General features: G+C 73.1%; 17 protein-coding genes. 7 read left to right on the plus strand and 10 right to left on the minus strand.

Annotated elements, in window-relative coordinates; translation table 11 throughout:
* Window positions 1-128: 128 nt before the first annotated feature.
* The gene (locus tag Q8791_RS28690) at window positions 129-857 is read left to right on the plus strand and encodes a GIDE domain-containing protein (RefSeq protein ID WP_330094967.1); all 729 of its coding nucleotides are present in this window, start codon (window positions 129-131) and stop codon (window positions 855-857) included.
* Between the two features lie 60 nt (window positions 858-917).
* On the opposite strand, the gene Q8791_RS28695 is transcribed toward Q8791_RS28690, so the two are convergent.
* Window positions 918-1,499: a TetR/AcrR family transcriptional regulator gene (locus Q8791_RS28695; RefSeq protein WP_330094968.1), complete on the minus strand. Its 582-nt coding sequence runs from the start codon at window positions 1,497-1,499 to the stop codon at window positions 918-920.
* A gap of 150 nt (window positions 1,500-1,649) precedes the next feature.
* Here Q8791_RS28695 and Q8791_RS28700 point away from each other — a divergent pair, with 150 nt between their 5' ends.
* Window positions 1,650-2,078: a DoxX family protein gene (locus Q8791_RS28700; protein WP_330094969.1), complete on the plus strand. Its 429-nt coding sequence runs from the start codon at window positions 1,650-1,652 to the stop codon at window positions 2,076-2,078.
* 63 nt (window positions 2,079-2,141) lie between these two features.
* Here the strand turns inward: Q8791_RS28700 and Q8791_RS28705 are convergent, their stop codons facing one another.
* Both Q8791_RS28705 and Q8791_RS28710 read right to left on the minus strand, forming a co-directional pair.
* Window positions 2,142-2,831 carry a hypothetical protein gene (locus tag Q8791_RS28705; RefSeq protein ID WP_330094970.1) on the minus strand — a complete coding sequence of 230 codons (690 nt, stop codon included), beginning with the start codon at window positions 2,829-2,831 and terminating at the stop codon, window positions 2,142-2,144.
* A 292-nt stretch (window positions 2,832-3,123) separates the two neighbouring features.
* Window positions 3,124-3,996 (minus strand): ketopantoate reductase family protein, encoded by an 873-nt coding sequence (locus Q8791_RS28710; RefSeq protein WP_330094971.1) that lies wholly within the window; start codon window positions 3,994-3,996, stop codon window positions 3,124-3,126.
* A gap of 70 nt (window positions 3,997-4,066) precedes the next feature.
* Between Q8791_RS28710 and Q8791_RS28715 the strand changes: the two genes are divergently transcribed.
* Both Q8791_RS28715 and Q8791_RS28720 read left to right on the plus strand, forming a co-directional pair.
* Complete coding sequence (locus Q8791_RS28715; RefSeq protein ID WP_330094972.1) at window positions 4,067-4,696, plus strand: TetR/AcrR family transcriptional regulator; 630 nt, start codon at window positions 4,067-4,069, stop codon at window positions 4,694-4,696.
* A 348-nt stretch (window positions 4,697-5,044) separates the two neighbouring features.
* Window positions 5,045-6,589, plus strand: a complete 1,545-nt coding sequence (locus Q8791_RS28720) for a trypsin-like serine protease (RefSeq protein ID WP_330094973.1) — start codon at window positions 5,045-5,047, stop codon at window positions 6,587-6,589.
* 284 nt (window positions 6,590-6,873) lie between these two features.
* Here Q8791_RS28720 and Q8791_RS28725 read toward each other — a convergent pair whose 3' ends face one another.
* The 4 genes from Q8791_RS28725 to Q8791_RS28740 all read right to left on the minus strand — a co-directional run bounded on the left by Q8791_RS28725 (window position 6,874) and on the right by Q8791_RS28740 (window position 9,827).
* Window positions 6,874-7,008 (minus strand): hypothetical protein, encoded by a 135-nt coding sequence (locus Q8791_RS28725; protein ID WP_330094974.1) that lies wholly within the window; start codon window positions 7,006-7,008, stop codon window positions 6,874-6,876.
* Window positions 7,009-7,196: 188 nt separating this feature from the next.
* Entirely contained in the window at window positions 7,197-8,057 is an 861-nt protein-coding gene (locus Q8791_RS28730) for a helix-turn-helix transcriptional regulator (RefSeq protein WP_330094975.1), read from the minus strand.
* Between the two features lie 79 nt (window positions 8,058-8,136).
* Window positions 8,137-8,991: an SDR family NAD(P)-dependent oxidoreductase gene (locus tag Q8791_RS28735; RefSeq protein WP_330094976.1), complete on the minus strand. Its 855-nt coding sequence runs from the start codon at window positions 8,989-8,991 to the stop codon at window positions 8,137-8,139.
* A 236-nt stretch (window positions 8,992-9,227) separates the two neighbouring features.
* Window positions 9,228-9,827: a TetR/AcrR family transcriptional regulator gene (locus Q8791_RS28740; protein ID WP_330094977.1), complete on the minus strand. Its 600-nt coding sequence runs from the start codon at window positions 9,825-9,827 to the stop codon at window positions 9,228-9,230.
* A gap of 157 nt (window positions 9,828-9,984) precedes the next feature.
* Between Q8791_RS28740 and Q8791_RS28745 the strand changes: the two genes are divergently transcribed.
* Window positions 9,985-10,842 (plus strand): NmrA family NAD(P)-binding protein, encoded by an 858-nt coding sequence (locus Q8791_RS28745; RefSeq protein WP_330094978.1) that lies wholly within the window; start codon window positions 9,985-9,987, stop codon window positions 10,840-10,842.
* 92 nt (window positions 10,843-10,934) lie between these two features.
* Here the strand turns inward: Q8791_RS28745 and Q8791_RS28750 are convergent, their stop codons facing one another.
* A complete protein-coding gene (locus Q8791_RS28750; protein WP_330095007.1) occupies window positions 10,935-11,258 on the minus strand; it encodes a recombinase family protein in 324 nt (107 codons plus the stop codon).
* 521 nt (window positions 11,259-11,779) lie between these two features.
* On the opposite strand from Q8791_RS28750, the gene Q8791_RS28755 reads away from it, so the two are divergent.
* Window positions 11,780-12,154, plus strand: a complete 375-nt coding sequence (locus Q8791_RS28755) for a VOC family protein (RefSeq protein ID WP_330094979.1) — start codon at window positions 11,780-11,782, stop codon at window positions 12,152-12,154.
* A 22-nt stretch (window positions 12,155-12,176) separates the two neighbouring features.
* On the opposite strand, the gene Q8791_RS28760 is transcribed toward Q8791_RS28755, so the two are convergent.
* Both Q8791_RS28760 and Q8791_RS28765 read right to left on the minus strand, forming a co-directional pair.
* A complete protein-coding gene (locus Q8791_RS28760; protein ID WP_330094980.1) occupies window positions 12,177-13,034 on the minus strand; it encodes a phosphotransferase enzyme family protein in 858 nt (285 codons plus the stop codon).
* 90 nt (window positions 13,035-13,124) lie between these two features.
* Window positions 13,125-14,003, minus strand: coding sequence for an alpha/beta fold hydrolase (locus tag Q8791_RS28765; protein WP_330094981.1), 879 nt, complete (start codon window positions 14,001-14,003; stop codon window positions 13,125-13,127).
* Window positions 14,004-14,136: 133 nt separating this feature from the next.
* Here Q8791_RS28765 and Q8791_RS28770 point away from each other — a divergent pair, with 133 nt between their 5' ends.
* The gene (locus Q8791_RS28770; protein ID WP_330094982.1) at window positions 14,137-17,406 is read left to right on the plus strand and encodes a BTAD domain-containing putative transcriptional regulator; all 3,270 of its coding nucleotides are present in this window, start codon (window positions 14,137-14,139) and stop codon (window positions 17,404-17,406) included.
* The last annotated feature ends 19 nt before the right edge of the window (window positions 17,407-17,425 follow it).

A 17,425-nucleotide genomic window follows, 5' to 3' on the forward strand; every position in this document is an offset into this window, starting at 1 on the left:
GCCCGCACCCGGCGCGACGATCTGGCCGCAGCCGACCCGGAGCACCCCGAGAGCGGGCACTGACACGCTTCTGGGCCGCGGTGGGCGTGCGAACGCCCACCGCGGCCCAGGCGAGGAAGGCGAGAACCATGGACGACGCGTTCGTGGGAGAGGCCCGCACCGCGTTCCAGATCCTGGCGCTGGCGGCCACGGTCCTGAGCGGGTTCCTGCTTCGGCGCGCCCTGCGCGCACGTGCCCGGCTCAAGGAGTTGCACCAGGCCCTGGCACCGCCGCTGCGCGACCTGTCCCACCCCGGATCCCCGGTGCTGGTCAGCGGATCCACCGCCGCGGGACCGTCCGGGTGGCTGCACGCACCCTACTCCGGTACCCGGTGCGTGTGGTTCCGCACCGAGGAGTGGCAGCACGAGGCCATCCCCGGCAGACGCTATGAGGGTGTGCAGGCCTCCTTGGTGGCCGTGCGGCAGAGCCAGGCCCCGTTCGTGCTCGAAGACCGCACGGGCGCTGTGAGGTGCTACCCCCACGGCGCCGCGACGGACAAGATCGCCCTGACCCATGACTCCTTCGAGGTCGAAGGACAGGAGAGCCTCGCGAGACCGGCGGGTGGTGACACCGACCGGAGAAGGCCGGGGCGCCTCTACCGGGAGTGGTCCCTGGCACCGGGCGCCCGGGTGGTGGTGCACGGCACCGTGTACACCTGGGACGGCACCCCGGTGATCGCCAGTTCACTGGACGGGCGTCTGCTGCTGTCCACCCGCACCGCGCCGCAGCTGCGCGATGCCTACGGAACCCGGGAGTTCATCGGCTGGACAGTGTTCCTGGGAGCGTTGGGGGCCCTGCTGTGGTCGTTCCTGGGCTGAACGGCCCTGCCCGCCGGAATCCCCCTGCTCAGGGCCGTCCGCCGGCGCCGGCTCGGGGCGTCACCGAGCGGCCCCTGGGCCTCCGGAGGAGGCGAGGACGCGGTCGACCAGGTCCTCCACGAACGCCTTGCCGGCGGGTCTGACCTGGAAGGCGCTTCTGGAGAGCACGCCGCCGACCAGGAGCGTGAGGCACGGTTCGACGTCCTGTGGCGGCAGGTGGGCGCGCAGGACGGACTCCAGTGACCGGGTGCCCGCCTCGTAGAGCTGTCGGCGCAGCTCGTCGACCTCCGGGGCGCTCCCGCTGCGTTCCAGGAGCCCTCCCAGTACACGGTCCAGATGGCCGCTCTCGAGGTCCTGGGCGAAATCGACCAGCCCGTCGACCAGGTCGGCGCGCAGGTCTCCGGTGGGGGCGGGGTGGTCGGTCTCGTCGCAGATCCTGCCCACGGACGCCCGCATCAGGTCCAGTCGCGTGGGCCAGTGCGTGTAGACGGTGGCTTTGGAATACCCGGCCTGGCGCGCGACCTCGGCGTGGGTGACGGCGGCCCATCCCTGGGCCGCGAAGATCCGCACTGCGGCGTCGACCACGTCCCTGCGCGTCCTCAGGACCCTCGGGTCCTCGGTGGTCGGTTTCTTCGCTCCCATGGCCACCGATCCTACCCGTGGTTTCTCTCCTCCAGTCATTTACTGAACTAGTCGTATAGTACTGTCCGAAGCGTACATTTTATGGCTTCGGTGGAGCCTCGGCATGGCCGCCGGACCAGGCCTTCCACGGCACACGGAACGAGGGACACCATGACGACCACAGGCCGGCTCGACCACAGACCGCCCACACCAAGGGGGCTCAACGCCACCCTCTGGACCCTGCAGTGGGCGCTGGCTCTGGTGTTCGTCGGCGGCGGAGTGTGGAAACTGATCACGCCCGCGGCACAGATCGCCGAGGTCTTCCCATGGGTCGGGCAGACCCCCCTGGCTCTGCTCTACGCCACGTCCGGGCTCGATGTCCTCGGCGGCCTCGGCGTTCTCCTGCCGAGCCTCACCCGCATCACACCGCAGCTGACGGTCCTGGCCGCCCTGGGATGCGCGGTACTCCAGGCCTGCGCCGTCGCCTTCCACCTCTTCCGAGGCGAGACGGACGTGGCCTTCAACGTGGTGCTCCTGGTGCTCAGCGTCGCCGTCGCCTGGGGCCGTCGCACCAAAGCTCCCGTGACGGCCCGTACGTGACCCCCCCGGTGGGCGTGAGCAGTTGCGCTGTGAGGGGGTGTCGGTGGTCGGGGTGGACCGGGCTCACCCTCGGCCGGAGCCGGGCACCCGCACGTGCGCGCACCGGCCCGTGTCCGCGTCCACCTGCCACCCGGCGGCGCGCAGCGCGTCCGCGTAGGCGCCGACCTCCGCGGTGAACCACCCCCCGTCCTCCCGCTGCGAGCGGCGGGCCTCGCCGTGGTACACGTACAGGAGCCGCCCGCGCGGCTCCACGTAGAAGCCCCTGGGTTCCCCCACCGCCGTCCAGTCCACGGGCCCGTGCCCGGCCGCCTGCAACACGGCCACCGCCCGGAGCACCTCAGGGGGCGAGCCCTCCCACGCCGGTGTCCCCTGCCCGCCCCACCACTCCCTGCCCGCCGCCTCCACGGGCGCGGCCTCGCCCCGTGCGCGCCGCGCCAGGGCCGCGTCCAGCCCGGCACGGGAGGCCAGGACCCCGCGCTGGATGCCGTACTCGTTCCCGGAGCGGTGCGGCAGCCCCTGGGACTCGCGCTCCTCCAGGTAGTCCAGGTGCTCGCGCAGCGCGGCCAGACCCGCCTCCGTGATGCGGAAGGCGTAGCCGCGGCTGGGGGGATCGCACTGGGTGAGGAGTCCGGCGTCGATCAGCCACTCCCGGCGCCGCCGGTCGCCGACGGAGGTGCGGTAGGCGAGGATGTGCGGTCTGGCGCCCAGGTCGTAGAGGTCGACGAAGCGGGCAGGGGTGAGGCGGCCGGGCATGGGGGTCTCCATCGTGTCGGGGTCGGTGGTGGAGCGTCCGCCCGGGTGCGGCGGAGGCGGCCACCGCCACCTTGGCCGGTCCCTCCGACAGTCCGCACCCCTCCCGGTCCGCCCGGGAGGTCGGGGGGTGTCCCGTGGAGCGCGGCACGGGGGGCCGGCGTGCGGACTGGCCTCCGGGAAGGCCGCATCGACCTCGTCGGGGAGACCTCCCACAGCCGCCCCCGGCAGCGTTGCCCGGGGCGGCGAACACGGCCAGGCGCGCGGCGGGCGGGGAAGCGCGGCCGTCTGCCGCCTACCGGGCCCGCGTACGGGCGCCGAGCTGCTCGGCCAGCCGCGCGAGTTCGGCCGACTCCGCGGGCGAGGTGTTGCTGAGTCCGCTGTGCATGGCCGTCGAGCTCCGCAGGAAGCGCCGCAGCGCGGCCACGAGCAGGCCTTCCGGCAGGGTGTGCAGCGCGGCGAACCCGCGGGGCACCGGCGGCGCGGGCAGGGCGGCCAGGCTTCGCCGCATGAGGCGCAGCATGGCGCGGATCGCGTCCGGGTCCTGGGACAGCGCCCCCGGGCCGCCCGCCGTGTGCACCGCCTGCCCGAGCGGTACCCCGAACGCGGCGTGCGTCGTGAGCCAGGCGTCCATCCTCGGCTCGATCCTGGCGTTGACCCCGGCGCTGCGGAACGTCCGCACGACGCGTTCGAGCCGCGGGGTGGTCCGGCCGTCGGGCTCGCCGATCGGCGTCGCGACCCGGCGGGTGAGGAAACTGGACGCGCGGTAGCGGACCACGTCGCCGTCCATGGTGCCGCCGTCCGTGCCGAAGCCGAGCAGCACCCGCTCGTGCCCGATCACCGAGCCCAGCGGCTCCGGGCCGCCCGCCCAGTTGTGCAGGAACAGCACGTCGCCGTCGAGGCCGGCGAGCGACTCCAGCACCGCGTCCACCTGGTGGGCCCGGACCAGGACCGCGGTCAGGTCGTACCCGCCGTCCGGCTGCTCGACCACCGGAACCGGCACCCGCCGGACGGCCCGGCCGTCCTCCTCGGCGAGCTGCACGCCGTGCCGGCGCAGGGCGGCCAGGCGCCCGCCCCGGGCGAGGAGGGCGACGTCGTGCCCGGCCTCATGCAGGCGGGCGGCGAACACACTGCCGAGGACTCCGGCGCCGTACACGAGTATTTTCATGTCCACCTTTTCCGTACGTTCGTTTAAATCATACGATCGTTTGAATCAAACGTCTGTAGTCTACGCAGTCATGGCACCACCTGACACCCGCACTCAGATCCTCGACGCGGCCGAGCACCTCTTCGCCGAGCGCGGTTACCGCGGCACGTCGGTCCGCGCGATCACCGACCTCGCCGGGGTGAACCTGGCCGCCGTCGGATACCACTTCGGGTCGAAGGCGGAACTCATGTCCGCGGTCGCCCGCCGGGTGGTCGAGCCCATCAACGCCGCGCAGTGCGCCGGGCTCGACCGGCTGCTCGCCGGGACCACGGACCCCGGGGCCGCCGAGCTGGTGGAGGCGTTCGCGGCGCCACTGTTCGACGGGATGTCGGTCGGCGACGAGGGCGGCGCCCGCAGGTCCCGGCTGATCGTGATGATCCTCAGCGACCCGGCCGAGGAGGTGCGCGGCTGGGCCGGCGCGGGCCAGGACACGGTCCGCGAGCGCTACCTGGCCGCCTTCGCGCGCGCCCTGCCCGGCCTCTCCCCGGAGGAGCTGTGGTTCCGGATACGGGGTGTCCTCGCCGTGACGGCCGTGGACCGCGTCGAGGTCCACCAGCGGCCCACCCCGGACTGCCCGTCCCCAGAAGTGGGCGAGGCGGCCCGGCACTGGGCGGTCACGTTCCTGGCCGCGGCGATGAGCGCACCGCCGACGGGGCCCTGACGGTCCGGGACGGCCGAGGCCGGACGGGCGGGGCCGCAGGTCGTGGTCGGCGGGGCGCCGTCCGCAGGAAGGAGAGCGGAAAAACCGTGGGGGGGGGCGAGCACCGCCCGGCATCCCGTGCGGGGTGTGGGAGGCGAGCTACATCATCGAGGGGCTGCTGAGCGACGCCTGCGACATCGGGGCGTGAGGAACAACGGAACAGGATCGTGCGCCACGGGCTCCAGCGGGCCGGTATCGCGGACAACCACCGGGGTTCATCCAGCACTTGGCTCGAAGAACCGCTGCGCGGAACAGCGGCGGCGCGGCACCACACATTTGCGCAACACGGGCCCGAGTAGGTTCCGGCACATGCGTAGACAACTCCTCCTGCTCGGTGCCGCGTGCGCGCTCGCCGTACCCCTGTTCTCCGCGGTCCCGGCGCAGGCGATCGTGGGCGGCACCGAGTCCACCAGTACCTACTCCTTCATGGGTTCGTTCCAGCCCTCCTACCCCGCGCCCCCGCGCGAGGACGGCCACGGCTGCGGCGTCCTGCTCCTGGCCCCCCAGTGGGTGCTGACCGCCAGCCACTGCGCCGGCAAGAACCCGACCAACGCGAAGGTGGGGGTCCCCCAGGGCTGGAAGGTCCGGATCGGGTCGCTGGACACCGCGTCCGGCGGCGAGGTGGCCGAGGTCGACCACTACTACCGGCTGGCGACCAACAACGACGAGGGCGGCTTCTGGGGCAGGGACCTCGCCCTGATGCACCTGGCGGACCCGGTCGAGGCAGAACCCGTGCGAATCGCCCGCAGCACCCCGGCGGAGGGCTCACCGGCCCGGCTCCTGGGCTGGGGCATGACCTGCGACGACAGCGACGACCCGGCGTGCTACCCCGAACGGTTGCACGAGGCCGACACCGTGGTCCAGCCGGTCTCCGCGTGCGGGTCCCCGGGCCCCACCGACGAGCTGTGCATCGGTAGCCGCGACGGCAGCGTCAACGCGGCCAACATGGACTCGGGCGGGCCCGCGCTGGTCCGCGAGGACGGGGAGTGGGCCGTGGCCGGCGTGGTCAGCGGTCCGAGCGGGAACGACGCGCCGGTCTGGTTCACCGACGCCTCCCTGCACACCGAGTGGATCGAGGGCATCATCGACGGCACCGACGTGCCCGCCGACGACGAGATCCCGGACGTGGAGGGGGCGGCGTACCTGGGCAGCTGCGCGGGGTCGGTGGTGCGCACCGCCTCCTCGCGCCCGGAGGACCCCGCGCTCCTGCTGACCAACGGCCACTGCGTGCAGGAGGAGCGTCCCGCCCCGGGAAGCGCGCTGGTCGACCGCCCGGCCGACGGCGAGGTGCACGTCGGCGGCCCCCAGGGCTACCCCCGGGCCACCGCCGGGCTGGAGCGCCTGGTGTACGCGACGATGACCGGTACCGACGTGGCGCTCTACCGCCTGGACACGACCTACGGGCAGCTGGAGTCGGAGGGGGCCAAGGTCCTCGAACTGGCCTCCGAGCCCGTGCGCGCGGGCGAACCGCTCACCATGCTCGTCCCCTACACCCGCCTGGAGTGCTCCGCCGAAGCCGTGGTCCCGCACCTGCGCGAGGGCGGCTACGAGCAGGACGACGCGATCCGCTACGCCTCGGACGAGGCCTGCGGTGTCCAGCCGGGCATGTCCGGTTCGGCGCTGCTGGCCCCCGACGGCTCCACGGTGGTGGGGGTCCACAACACCCACAACCGGGACGGCGGGGAGTGCACCGACAACAACCCCTGCGAGGTGGACGGGGACGGCGACCTCGCCTTCGAGCAGGGCCGCGCCTACGGCCAGCAGGTCCACATGATCACGGACTGCCTGACCGCCGGGTCCGAACTGGACCTGGCACAGCCGGACTGCACCCTCACCGGGGCCGCGCGCTCCTGAACCACCCGGCCGGATCGAGCGCAGCCGCCGGTCCGCGCCCGCGGCGGACCTGTCGGCGGGCCCCGGTCGGAGCTTCCCTCCGACCGGGGCCCGCCGGCGCCGCTTCCCGCATCCCCGAAGGCCTCGGTCCTCAGCTGGGGACTCATACCGAAAGCCATCGGCATGTTCGTCCAGGTGCTCGCAGCAGACGAAGACGCAGGCGATGCCGGACAGGGCCAGGGAGGCGGGGCTCTTGCGTGAGCAGGTGGCGGCGGCGGTGAGCAGGCGGGGCAGCGGGTGGGGGTTCACGGGCTCTCCGTCAGTTCGGTGCGGCGGCCGCCGGACAGCTCCGGCGCGTGCTTGTCCAGGGGCGAGCGGGACACACCGAGCAGGACATCAGCGCCGCACCCCGGCATCCCTGCTCCAGCGCCTGCTCGCATGAGAACCACCCCCACCACGAAAGGCAGCGGGAGGCCATGACGAATCCGCCCGGCCCGCCCTCCCCCTGACTGCCTCCTCCGGGGCGGACTGGAAGGCAGATCCCAGCGCCACGATCCGGACCAGCGCCGCCTCCCTGCTCGACGCGCCCTCGCTGCCCGTCAGCGATCAGCGTCGACCGCACGGTAGTTCACGTCTGATCGAGGGTGTGCGGTGTCGTCCAGTTGGCCAGAAGGGTGAGGGCTTCGTGTGAAGCCGTGCCCGGTTCGGTGCTGTAGAGGTAGAGGACCTGATGGTCGTCGCCCGGGAACGTCAGGGTTTCGAACTGTACGTCCAGTGTGCCGACGACGGGGTGATTCAAGCGTTTCGTGCCGTGGGTGCGCTGGTGCACGCGGTGTCCTGACCACCACTGACGGAACTCGGGGCTGGACAGCGAGAGCTCGCCGATGAGCTGTTGCGTTCCCGGGTCGTTCGGCGTTGCGGCGGAGTCGAGGCGGAGTGCCTCGACCGCGTTCCTGGCTTGTTCCTCCCAATCGCGAAACAAGTCGTGGGCGTGCTCGTCGAGCAGCATCCAACGAGCGTAGTTGCGGTGTTTCGCAGGAAGCGCGTCGAAATCGGCGAACAGTGCCCTGGCGAGCGGGTTCGAGGCGAGGATGTCGGTGCGGCGTCCGAGGATGAGCGCGGCCTGCCCGGCGAAGGAGTTGAGGAGCCGGTGGAGCGCGGGGCGGACCCGCTGCACGACGGGGCGGGGGCGGGTGGCGAAGCTGCCCACCACGCTGATGAGGGTACGCAGGTAGGTTTCGCCTGCGTCGTCGAGGTCGAGTGCTGTGGTGAGGACTTCGATGACCTGCGTGGATGGGACGATGTGTCGGCCTTGTTCGAGGCGGGTGTAGTAGTCGGTGGACACTCCGGCCAGGAGGGCGACCTCTTCGCGGCGCAGCCCGGGGACGCGGCGGATACGGCCGTCGGGGAGCAGCCCGGCGCGTTCCGGGTCGCGGCTCGCTCGTGCGCGGCGAAGGAACTCCCCGAGATCGCGGTGTGGATCGCTCATGTGTCCGTCCTCCCAAACCTGGATGGGTTGCGGCCGGGACCTGCCCATGACGGACAAGCCCCGGTCGCGACCGGAGTGCTCAGCGCACGTAGTCGGTGCTGTGTGCGAGTTCGCGTCCGGCGAGGATCTCCGCCTTCAACGAGTCAGCCTTGGTCTCGGCCAGGCCCGAGGAGTCGGAACCGAACTGCTGACGCAGTGGCCCGTTCTCGGACTGCGCGAGGGTCACCAGGGCCGTGGCCGCCTTGCCGGGGTCGCCTGGCTGGCTGCCGGGCATCGCCTGGTGCGCCTTGATCATCTCGCGAATACCCGGGTACGCGTCGGAGACGTCGGCTGCGAGGGCGAGAGAGTCGCCGGTGAGGAAGTCGGTGTTGAAGTAGCCGGGCTCGACGATCGACACGCGGATGCCGAAGTCGGCGACCTCCGCTGCGAGCGACTCCGACAGACCCTCGACAGCGAACTTCGCGGCGCAGTACAGGCCCCAGCCGGGGAAGGAGAGCACGCCCAGGATCGAGGAGACGTTGATGATGTGGCCGCTACGGGCGGCGCGCATCTGGGGCAGGACGGCACGGACGACGTTCCAGGTGCCGCCGATCTGCACGTCGAACATCGTGGCCACGTCGGTACTGCTGGTCTCCTCGACCGCGCCGAGGTAACCGTAGCCGGCGTTGTTCACGACGACATCGATGTGCCCGAACAGTTCGGTGGTTGCGTTGATGGCGCGGGTGACCTGCGCCTCGTCGGTGAGCGAAACCTCCAGGGCGAGCAGGTTCGCAGTGTCGACTCCTTCGAGCGCCGACAGCAGGCGGCCGGTGGAACGGGTGGTCGCTGCGACCTGGTCGCCGCGAACCAGCAGGTTCTTCACCAGAGCCAGGCCGAGGCCTCGGGACGTTCCGGTCACGAACCAGACGGCGGGACGGTCAGTGGGGTGAGACATGGGTTCCCTCTCTTCGTGGACCCTTCCAGCCTCTCGCCCGGATGACCCCTGCAAAGTGGGATATCAGGCCCCGTCGTGACTAGGTTTTGCAGTCCTACCCAAGCCGTATGCGCACGCCGGCTCTGAACCGGGGGTTGGGGAAGCGTCCGTGGCGTCTTCGCAGCCGGGAGGGCGGGATCCGTGCCCGCCGCCTCCGGCGAGGCTCATCGCCCCGTTCCCCACGGACCGGCCATGCCTCAGGCGCGGGACGGTCCCTGCGGTCCGCGGATGCCGCCGAGGAGGAAGGCGGTGCGGCGGTCGTAGGCGTCCCGGGGCGGGAGGGTGCCGTGCTTGAGGGCGAGGGCGTTGTCGACGACGAGCGCGTGAAGGTCGTCCGCCGTGAAATCGAGCCGCAGGGCTCCGGAGGCATGACCCGCTGCGACGAGTTCGCCGTAGATCTCTCCCGCGGCACGGCAGATGTCCATGAGCTGCTGGGAATGCGGGTACTCCTGCAGCAGCACGTCATTGGCGGTCGGTTGCCGGTACTGGAGGTCGCGGATCGCGGTGAGGTAGTACTCCACCCGCTCTCCGGCGCCGGCGAGGGCCCGTGTGCGGTCGATGGCGGCGTAGAGCTCGTCTGCGACGACCTCCTGGATGACGGCCTCGATGAGCCCGATGCGGCCGCCGAAGCGGTTGAAGATCGTCGCCTTGCTCACCCCCGCGGCCTTGGCCACCTCTTCCAGCGGCACGCCCAGGCCCCGCCCCTGGAAGGCGCCGATCGCCGCACGGCGTATCTGCTCCGCGTTGCGCCGCGCGTCGGCGCGCAGCCGGGGCTTCGCAGGCGTCCCACCGGTCATGGCCACTGCCGCCTCTCGCCATCACTGTAATTTGACTCGCTGAGTCAGTTTATCTACGGTCGACGACGACAGTGAAACTGACTCCACCGGTCAACTTAATCGATCCGGCTCCACCAGGCCGGACAGCGGTGCGGGCACACAGGGAAAGGCCACGGACATGATCGTCGTCACCGGCGCCACCGGCGTCCTCAACGGTGCCACCGTCGAGCACCTCCTCGAACGCGTTCCGGCCGACCGGGTCGGCGTCAGCGCGCGCGACGTCGCCAAGGCCCGGCACCTCGCCGACCGCGGTGTGCGCGTGAGGCAGGGCTCCTACGACGACCCGGCCGCGCTGCGCGACTCCTTCGCCGGCGCCGAGCAGGTGCTCCTGGTGTCCGCCAACGATCCGACGGTCGACATGGTGGGCCTGCACCGCAACGCGATCGAGGCGGCCGTCGCGGCCGGCGCCCGGAGGATCCTCTACACGAGCCAACAGGGAGCCGCGATCGATGGCCCCTACCCGCCGGCGGCCGTCCACGCCGCCACCGAGACGATCCTCGCCGGCTCGGGGGTCGCATGGACCTCCCTGCGCTACGGCTTCTTCGCCCACAGCTTCGACTCCATGCTCGGGCCGTGGCGGGAGAGCGGGGTGATCGCCGCGCCGACCGACGGCCCCGTCCCGTGGACCGACCCCGCCGACCTGTCCGAGGCCGCGGCCGCCATCCTCTCCGGCGACCGCTCCTTCGAGGGGGCCGTCACCCTGATCTCCGGGGAGGCCGTCACCCTCGACGACTTCGCCGCAATCGTCTCCGAGATCAGCGGCCGCTCCGTCGAGCGCGTCGTCGTCGGCGACGAGCAGTGGGTCGCGGAGCAGCAGGCGAACGGTGTTCCGGAACAGGCGGCCCGCTTCATGCTCACCATGTTCCGTGCGACCCGGGAGGGCTACTTCGCCGAACGGGATCCGCTGCTGGCCGAACTCCTCGGTCGCCAGCCCCGCGGCGTCGCGGACCAGCTCGCGGAACACATCGAGGTCTGAGGGGCGCGGGGCGCTCCACCCGCCCCGCGGCCCTCCGGCTCCCCTCGCAAACCTCCCAGGGGGCGAACCAAGCAAGCCTCAAAGGGGGCAGGTCAGGCCGCACTCCTGAAGTTTCGGCAACAAGACAAGCGACTCCCCGTTGAACTCGGCCAGGGCGGCGAAGACGTGGAACACGAGCCTGCCGTCGGGGTGGTGGCGTCCAGGGCCTCGTACGGGGAGCGGAAGCCGATCCCGGCCCGGCGCAGGTCGCCGACCAGGGTGATGAGGTCCTGGAGCGAGCGTGCCAGAGGGTCCAGGGCCAGGACGGCGAGGGTGTCGCCGGGGCGCGGGTAGGCCAGGCACGCCTTCAGCTCCGGCCTCTGCGCGTTCTTCCCGGACTTCTTGTCCCAGGGGCCTCTCGTTCCACCTTCCTTAATAACGTTTCGTTCGTAACGTTATCCACAAACAAAAAGGCATGGGAGTGACGAAACGAATCCCTGAACCACCCCCCATCCTCACCTCCGATAAGTGAACCTTATCGGCGGTTACCTCTGTGGGGGTGGGCCCGGGCGCCCCGGGGCCGCCTCAGGGCCCCGCAACGTTATTCGGCCCAGGTCAGGGGCGGGCGAGAACGAGATGGGTACAGCCACGGCTGAATCCACTGGCGGCTGTCACGACGGTCGGCCGGTGCCCCCGCCCGCGGACGCCCCGCCGTGCAGGGCGCCGCGGTCCCGCGGGAGCGGCGCCACCGCAGGGATTCGTGTGCGCCCGCCGGCCCGCGCCGGCTGCCCGGCCGGTTGCGAGAGAGCCGATCTGCGCCCCGGAGGGGAACCACGGCTGCCCGGACCGGCACCGCACGGGCCCGCTCTCAGCGCCGCCCCCACCACCCCGCACCACAGCCCGGGACACGCGCCCGCGGGGCCCGCCCCCTGTCGGCGCCCTCTGCGAGACTGCGGCCATGAACCCGTCAGCATCACCACGCCACCACGCCCTCGACTACGTCGAACTCACCGTCACCGACCTGGAGGAGGCCAAACGGTTCTACGCCGAGGCGTTCGGGTGGCGCTTCAACGACTACGGCCCCCAGTACGCGGGCATCCGCGGGCCGGGCGGAGAGGACTCCCCCGAGGTCGGAGGGCTCACCCCGCAGGGCCAGGTGCGCGCGGGCGGCCCCTTCGTGCTGCTCTTCTCCGAGGACCTGGACCGGTCGGTGGAGGCGGTCACCGCCGCGGGCGGGCACATCCTGAAGGCCCCCTACGCCTTCCCGGGCGGACGGCGCTTCCACTTCGCCGACCCCAGCGGCAACGAACTGGGCGTGTGGGCCCAGTCCTAGACCCACCGGATCGGCCGCGCCCTCACCGTGAGGGCGCGGCCACACGCGCGGCGATCGCCGGACCCTCCCGCGCGATCCACGCCTCGGCCCGGGGCATCCGCTCACGCACACCCTCCTCCCACAGGCGCGCGAACACCGGATCGCGCTCGGCCGCGGCGCGCGCCCCGCGGTGGAAGCGCCCCACCATCCCCACGATCGTCGGCACCAGCCGCGCCCGGGAGGAGGCGTCCAGCCCGTAGGCGTCGGCGAACACCGCCACCCGGCGGGCGGCGTCCAGACCGGCGAAGGGGACCGACCGGTCCAGAGGGTCCAGCAGCGGCACCCACCAGTACAGGGCGTTGGCGACCTCGCGCACCCGGGTGGTGGGCCGGGCCAGGTCGAAGTCGATCAGCGCCGCGGGCAGCCCGCCCCGGAAGACCACGTTGCCCGGGCAGTAGTCGCGGTGGCCCACCAGTTCGGGCTCACCCTCCCCCGGGTCGGGGCCGACCGGGTCCGCCCCGGGCAGGCTCCCCCACACCGCGTCCGCGGGCGGACGCCACCCCTGGGCGGCGTCGTGCAGGCCGCGCACCAGACGCGCCAGCGCGACCAGCACCTCCTCCCCTGCCGCCTGGGCGGGCAACGGCTCCCGCGGCACCTCCCCCGGGACGAAGGACAGCACCTCACGCCCCTGCCCGTCCACCCCCAGCGGGACGGGCGCTCCGGTGAAACCGGCCGCGCGCAAGTGCGCGAGGTAGGCGTGGACGGTCGCCGTGAAGGGCCGCACCGGACGGCGCACCGTCTCCCCCACCCGCACGATCCCCGGGGTGACGCCGTCACCGACCAGGGGCTCCTCCCGCTGTGGGTCCTCACCGCAGTGGTCGGCGCCGTCGGTGCGGAACATGGGTCCTCCTCACGGGGCCCGGGGGGCCGGGCGGGCGGGCGGCCCGGTACCGCCCCCTTCCCCCTTACCCCGCACCGGCCCCCTTGCGCCCTACCGGGAGAGCAGGGCGCGCAGCGCCTTGACGATCTCCGCCGGGTCCTCCTCCGCCATGAAGTGGCCGCAGGAGAGCGTGGAGTGGTGCAGGTCCTGAGCCCACTCCCGCCACCGCGCGGCGGCGTCGAAGCCCAGTGCGGCCCCCCAGTCCTGCTGGAGCACCGAGACGGGCATCCGCAGCCGGCGGCCCGCGGCCCGGTCGGCCTCGTCGTCGCGCACGTCCACTCCCGCCGAGGCCCGGTAGTCCGCGACGATGGAGGGCACCGCCTCCCGGCTGGCCCGCAGGTAGGCGGCGCGCACCGGGGCCGGGATCGCCTCCGGGTCACGCGCCCAGATGTCCAGGAAGTGGCCGAAGAACGCGTCGGGTTCCGCACCGATCAACGCCTCGGGCAGGCCGGGCGGCTGCGCCATCAGATACAGGTGGAAGCCCACCGCCGCCGTCACCCCGTGCATCACGTCCCACATGTCCAGGGTCGGCAGCACGTCCAGCGACGCCAGGTGGGTGACCGTGTCGGGGTGGTCCAGGCCCGCGCGGATCGCGACCAGCGCGCCCCGGTCGTGTCCGGCCAGGGCGAACCGGTCATGGCCCAGGGCCGCGGCCAGGGCGACCACGTCCGCGGCCATGGTCCGCTTGGAGTAGGCGCCCCCGTCGGTGTCGGCGGGTTTGTCGCTGTCACCGTAACCGCGCAGGTCGGGGCAGATGACGGTGTGGTCGGCGGCCAGGTCCGCCGCCACGTGCCGCCACATCAGGTGCGTCTGCGGGAACCCGTGCAACAGCACGAGGGGGCTCCCGGAGCCGCCGACGGCGGCGTTGAGCGACACCCCCTCGGCGACGGGCACACGCTGGTAGTCGAATCCGCTGATCCTCGGTTCCACTGCGACCTCCACTGGTTCGGTACTGCGGGGGTGTGTCCCCCTCCACGAATCTGCCGGGCGCCGATGAGCGTGTGATGAGCGCCCGCTGAACGCCCACACCCGCGACCACCCGACGCCCGATACCGTGGGTGACATGACGGGGGAACAACACGGCAGGGCGGTGACCCTGCGTGTCCTGGGCACGCTGGAGGCGGCCCTGGACGGCGCACCGCTCTCCCTGCCCGGCCCCCGCCACCGGGCCGTCCTGGCACGGCTGCTCATCGCCCGGGGCCGCACCGTCCCCGTCGACCTGCTCGTGGAGGACCTGTGGCCCCACCCCCGTGAGGGCTCCGTCGCCGCGATCCGCACCTTCGTCTCCGCGCTGCGCCGCTCCCTGGAACCGGACCGGGCGCCGCGCCGCCCCGCCCGCCTGCTCGTGACCGCCCCGCCCGGCTACACCCTGGACACCGGCCCCGACACCGTGGACGCCTGGCGGTTCGAGTCCGCACTCACCCGCGCCGGAACCCTCCTCGACGCCGGCACACCCGGGCCCGCCCTGGCCGAACTGGACCGGGCGCTCGCCCTCTGGCGCGGCCCCGCCTACGCCGAGTTCACCACCTACCCGTGGGCGCGCGAGGAGGCCGACCGCCTGGAGGGGCTGCGGCTCCTGGCCGTGGAACACCGCGCCCGCGCACTCCTGGACCTGGGCCGACAGGAGGAGGCCGCCGCCGACCTGCACGCCCACGCCACCGCCCACCCGCTGCGCGAGAACGCCTGGCACCTGCTCGCCCTGGCCCTGTACCGCTGCGGCCGACAAGGGGAGGCCCTGCACGCCCTGCGCCGCGCCCGCCGCACCCTCGCCGACGAACTCGGCGTGGACCCCGGCCCCGACCTGCGCCGCCTCGAAGCCGACATCCTCGCCCACGCACCCCGCCTGGCTCCCCCCACCCCGCACCGGGACGCCCCCGCACAACCCCACACCGCACCCCCGCCCACCACACACCCCTTCGTGGGCCGCACCCACGAACTGGACCTGCTCGAACAGGCCGCCGCCACCGCCACCGCACACGCCGCCACGGCGCTCGTCCTGGTCTCCGGCGACGCCGGGGCGGGCAAGACCGCCCTGGCCCAGGCGTTCGCCCACCGCCTGGCCCACCGGGGGTGGCGCCACGCCTGGGGGCGCAACCCCGAACACGACGGCGCCCCGCCCGCCTGGCCCTGGACCCAGATCACCACCGCCCTGACCGGCGAGGACACCACCCCCGACACCACCGGCCCCGACACAGCGCCGGCCGACCCCGCCGCCGCCCGCTTCCACACCCTGCGCACCACCACCGCGCTCCTGGCCCGCACCACCCGCCAGGGCCCCCTCCTCCTGGTCCTGGACGACCTGCACCGCGCCGGAGAGGAAACCCTGGATCTGCTCACCGCCCTGGTCGCCGAACACATCCCCGGGCCGCTCCTGCTCATCGGCACCCACCGCACCGGCGAGATCTCCCCGCCCCTGGCCGCCGCCCTGGCCGGCCTCGCCCCCCACGAACCCGCACGCATCTACCTCGGCGGACTCCCCGAGGACACCACCGGCGAACTCGTACGCGCCGTCCTGGACCACGACGTCGACACACCCACCCTGCGCACCATCCACCGGCGCAGCGGCGGCAACCCCTTCTTCGCCCGCGAACTCGCCCGCCTGATCGGCACCGACCCCGACACCGCCCTGGACACCGTCCCCGCCGGCGTACGCGACGTCATCCGCCACCGCCTGGCCTGCCTGCCCCCACCGGCACACCGGCTGCTGCAACAGGCCTCCGTGATCGGCCGCGACGTCGACCCCGACGTCCTGGCCGCCCTGGCAGCAGACGAGGACACCCACCTGGACGCACTCGACGACGCCCTGAACGCCGGATTCCTCACCCAACAGGACACACCGCCGCTCCGGTTCGCGCACGTCCTGGTACGCGACACCCTCTACGACTCCCTCTCCCGACCCCGCAGGGCCCGATGGCACACCGCCGTCGCCGAAGCGATCACCGCCCTGCACCCGGACCTGCCCGGCACCGACGCCGCCCTCGCCCACCACTACGCCCGCGCGCAAACCCCCGCCACCGCCGACCTCGCCGCACACCACGCCCGCGCCGCCGCACTCCAGGCCGAACGACGCTTCGCCCCCCACGAGGCCGCCCGCCTGTGGCAGGACGCCCTCACCGCCCACGACCGCTCCGGCCGGCGCGACGCCCGCGCCCGCCTGGACGCCCTCACCGGACTGGTCAGGGCCCTGGCCGTCACCGGCCGCCTGGAGTCCGCCCGCCACCACCGCGGCCGCGCCGTCGCCGAGGCCGAGGAACTCGGCGACCCCGACCTGACCGCCCGCGTCATCACCGCCTTCGACGTGCCCGCCGTGTGGCCGCGCAACGACGACCCGGACCTGTCCGCCCACATCGTCCGGGCCTGCGAACGCACCCTGGCCGCACTGCCCCCCGACCGCGACGCCACACGCGCCCGCCTCCTGGCCGCCCTGGCCCTGGAACAGCGCGGAACCCGCACCGGGCGCGGCGCCGACGCCGCCCACCAGTGCGAACGCATCGCCCGACGCCTGGACGACCCCGCACTGCTGGCCCTGGCACTGAACGCCCGCTTCATGCAGTCCTTCTCCCGCACCGGACAGGCACCGCAGCGGCTCCACATCGGCACCGAACTCCTCACGCTGGCCACCGAGCACTCCCTGGTCACCTTCCAGGTCCTGGGCCACCTCATCCTCGTCCAAGCCCACGCCGCCCTCGCCGACCTGGAAAGCGCCGACACCCACATGCGGGCCGCCGACCGGTTGGGCGCCCGCCACGAGATCCCGCTCGTGGGAGTGTTCACCCACTGGTACGCGGCACTGCGCCTGAGCGTGACCGCAACCGCCCGCGAGGCCGAGGCCGCCTACCGCACCGCGAGCGTGCGCCTGGCAGGAGGCGGCATGCCCGGCATGGAGGAGGGACTGCTGGACCTGGCCCTGGTGTGCCTGCGCCTCCAGCACGGAGACCCCCCGCCCCCGACCGCCGCCGACGCCCCCGGCCCCCACACCCCGTGGATCCGCGCCCTCACCGACCCGTCCACGCCCCCGCCCCAGGCGCCTCCCGGCCTCCTCAACGAAGCCCTGACCTGCCTGGACGCCCGGGCAGCCATCGCCCGCGGCGACCGGGAGGCCATGGAGCGCACCCACCGCCTCCTGCTACCGGCCGCCGGGGAACTGGCCGGTGCGGGCAGCGGACTGCTCACCCTGGGACCGGTCGCCCACCAGCTCGGCGACCTGGCCCGCGCCCTCGGCGACCCCGGATCGGCCGCAGGCCACTACCGCCGGGCCCTGGAGGTCGCCGACCGGGCGGGAGCACCGCACTGGACCGACGCCGCCCGCCGCGCCCTGGACGGGTTGCACTGACCGCCCCCGAGGGTCCGGG

It is taken from the genome of Nocardiopsis codii, assembly GCF_036327455.1.
GTDB classification, from domain to species: domain Bacteria; phylum Actinomycetota; class Actinomycetes; order Streptosporangiales; family Streptosporangiaceae; genus Nocardiopsis; species Nocardiopsis codii.

Bases quoted from the DNA above. Each gene is read 5' to 3' on its own strand.
- Q8791_RS28690 (WP_330094967.1), top strand. From the start codon at position 129: ATGGACGACGCGTTCGTGGGAGAGGCCCGCACCGCGTTCCAGATCCTG.
- Q8791_RS28695 (WP_330094968.1), bottom strand. From the start codon at position 1,499: ATGGGAGCGAAGAAACCGACCACCGAGGACCCGAGGGTCCTGAGGACG.
- Q8791_RS28700 (WP_330094969.1), top strand. From the start codon at position 1,650: ATGACGACCACAGGCCGGCTCGACCACAGACCGCCCACACCAAGGGGG.
- Q8791_RS28705 (WP_330094970.1), bottom strand. From the start codon at position 2,831: ATGCCCGGCCGCCTCACCCCTGCCCGCTTCGTCGACCTCTACGACCTG.
- Q8791_RS28710 (WP_330094971.1), bottom strand. From the start codon at position 3,996: ATGAAAATACTCGTGTACGGCGCCGGAGTCCTCGGCAGTGTGTTCGCC.
- Q8791_RS28715 (WP_330094972.1), top strand. From the start codon at position 4,067: ATGGCACCACCTGACACCCGCACTCAGATCCTCGACGCGGCCGAGCAC.
- Q8791_RS28720 (WP_330094973.1), top strand. From the start codon at position 5,045: ATGCGTAGACAACTCCTCCTGCTCGGTGCCGCGTGCGCGCTCGCCGTA.
- Q8791_RS28725 (WP_330094974.1), bottom strand. From the start codon at position 7,008: ATGCGAGCAGGCGCTGGAGCAGGGATGCCGGGGTGCGGCGCTGATGTC.
- Q8791_RS28730 (WP_330094975.1), bottom strand. From the start codon at position 8,057: ATGAGCGATCCACACCGCGATCTCGGGGAGTTCCTTCGCCGCGCACGA.
- Q8791_RS28735 (WP_330094976.1), bottom strand. From the start codon at position 8,991: ATGTCTCACCCCACTGACCGTCCCGCCGTCTGGTTCGTGACCGGAACG.
- Q8791_RS28740 (WP_330094977.1), bottom strand. From the start codon at position 9,827: ATGACCGGTGGGACGCCTGCGAAGCCCCGGCTGCGCGCCGACGCGCGG.
- Q8791_RS28745 (WP_330094978.1), top strand. From the start codon at position 9,985: ATGATCGTCGTCACCGGCGCCACCGGCGTCCTCAACGGTGCCACCGTC.
- Q8791_RS28755 (WP_330094979.1), top strand. From the start codon at position 11,780: ATGAACCCGTCAGCATCACCACGCCACCACGCCCTCGACTACGTCGAA.
- Q8791_RS28760 (WP_330094980.1), bottom strand. From the start codon at position 13,034: ATGTTCCGCACCGACGGCGCCGACCACTGCGGTGAGGACCCACAGCGG.
- Q8791_RS28770 (WP_330094982.1), top strand. From the start codon at position 14,137: ATGACGGGGGAACAACACGGCAGGGCGGTGACCCTGCGTGTCCTGGGC.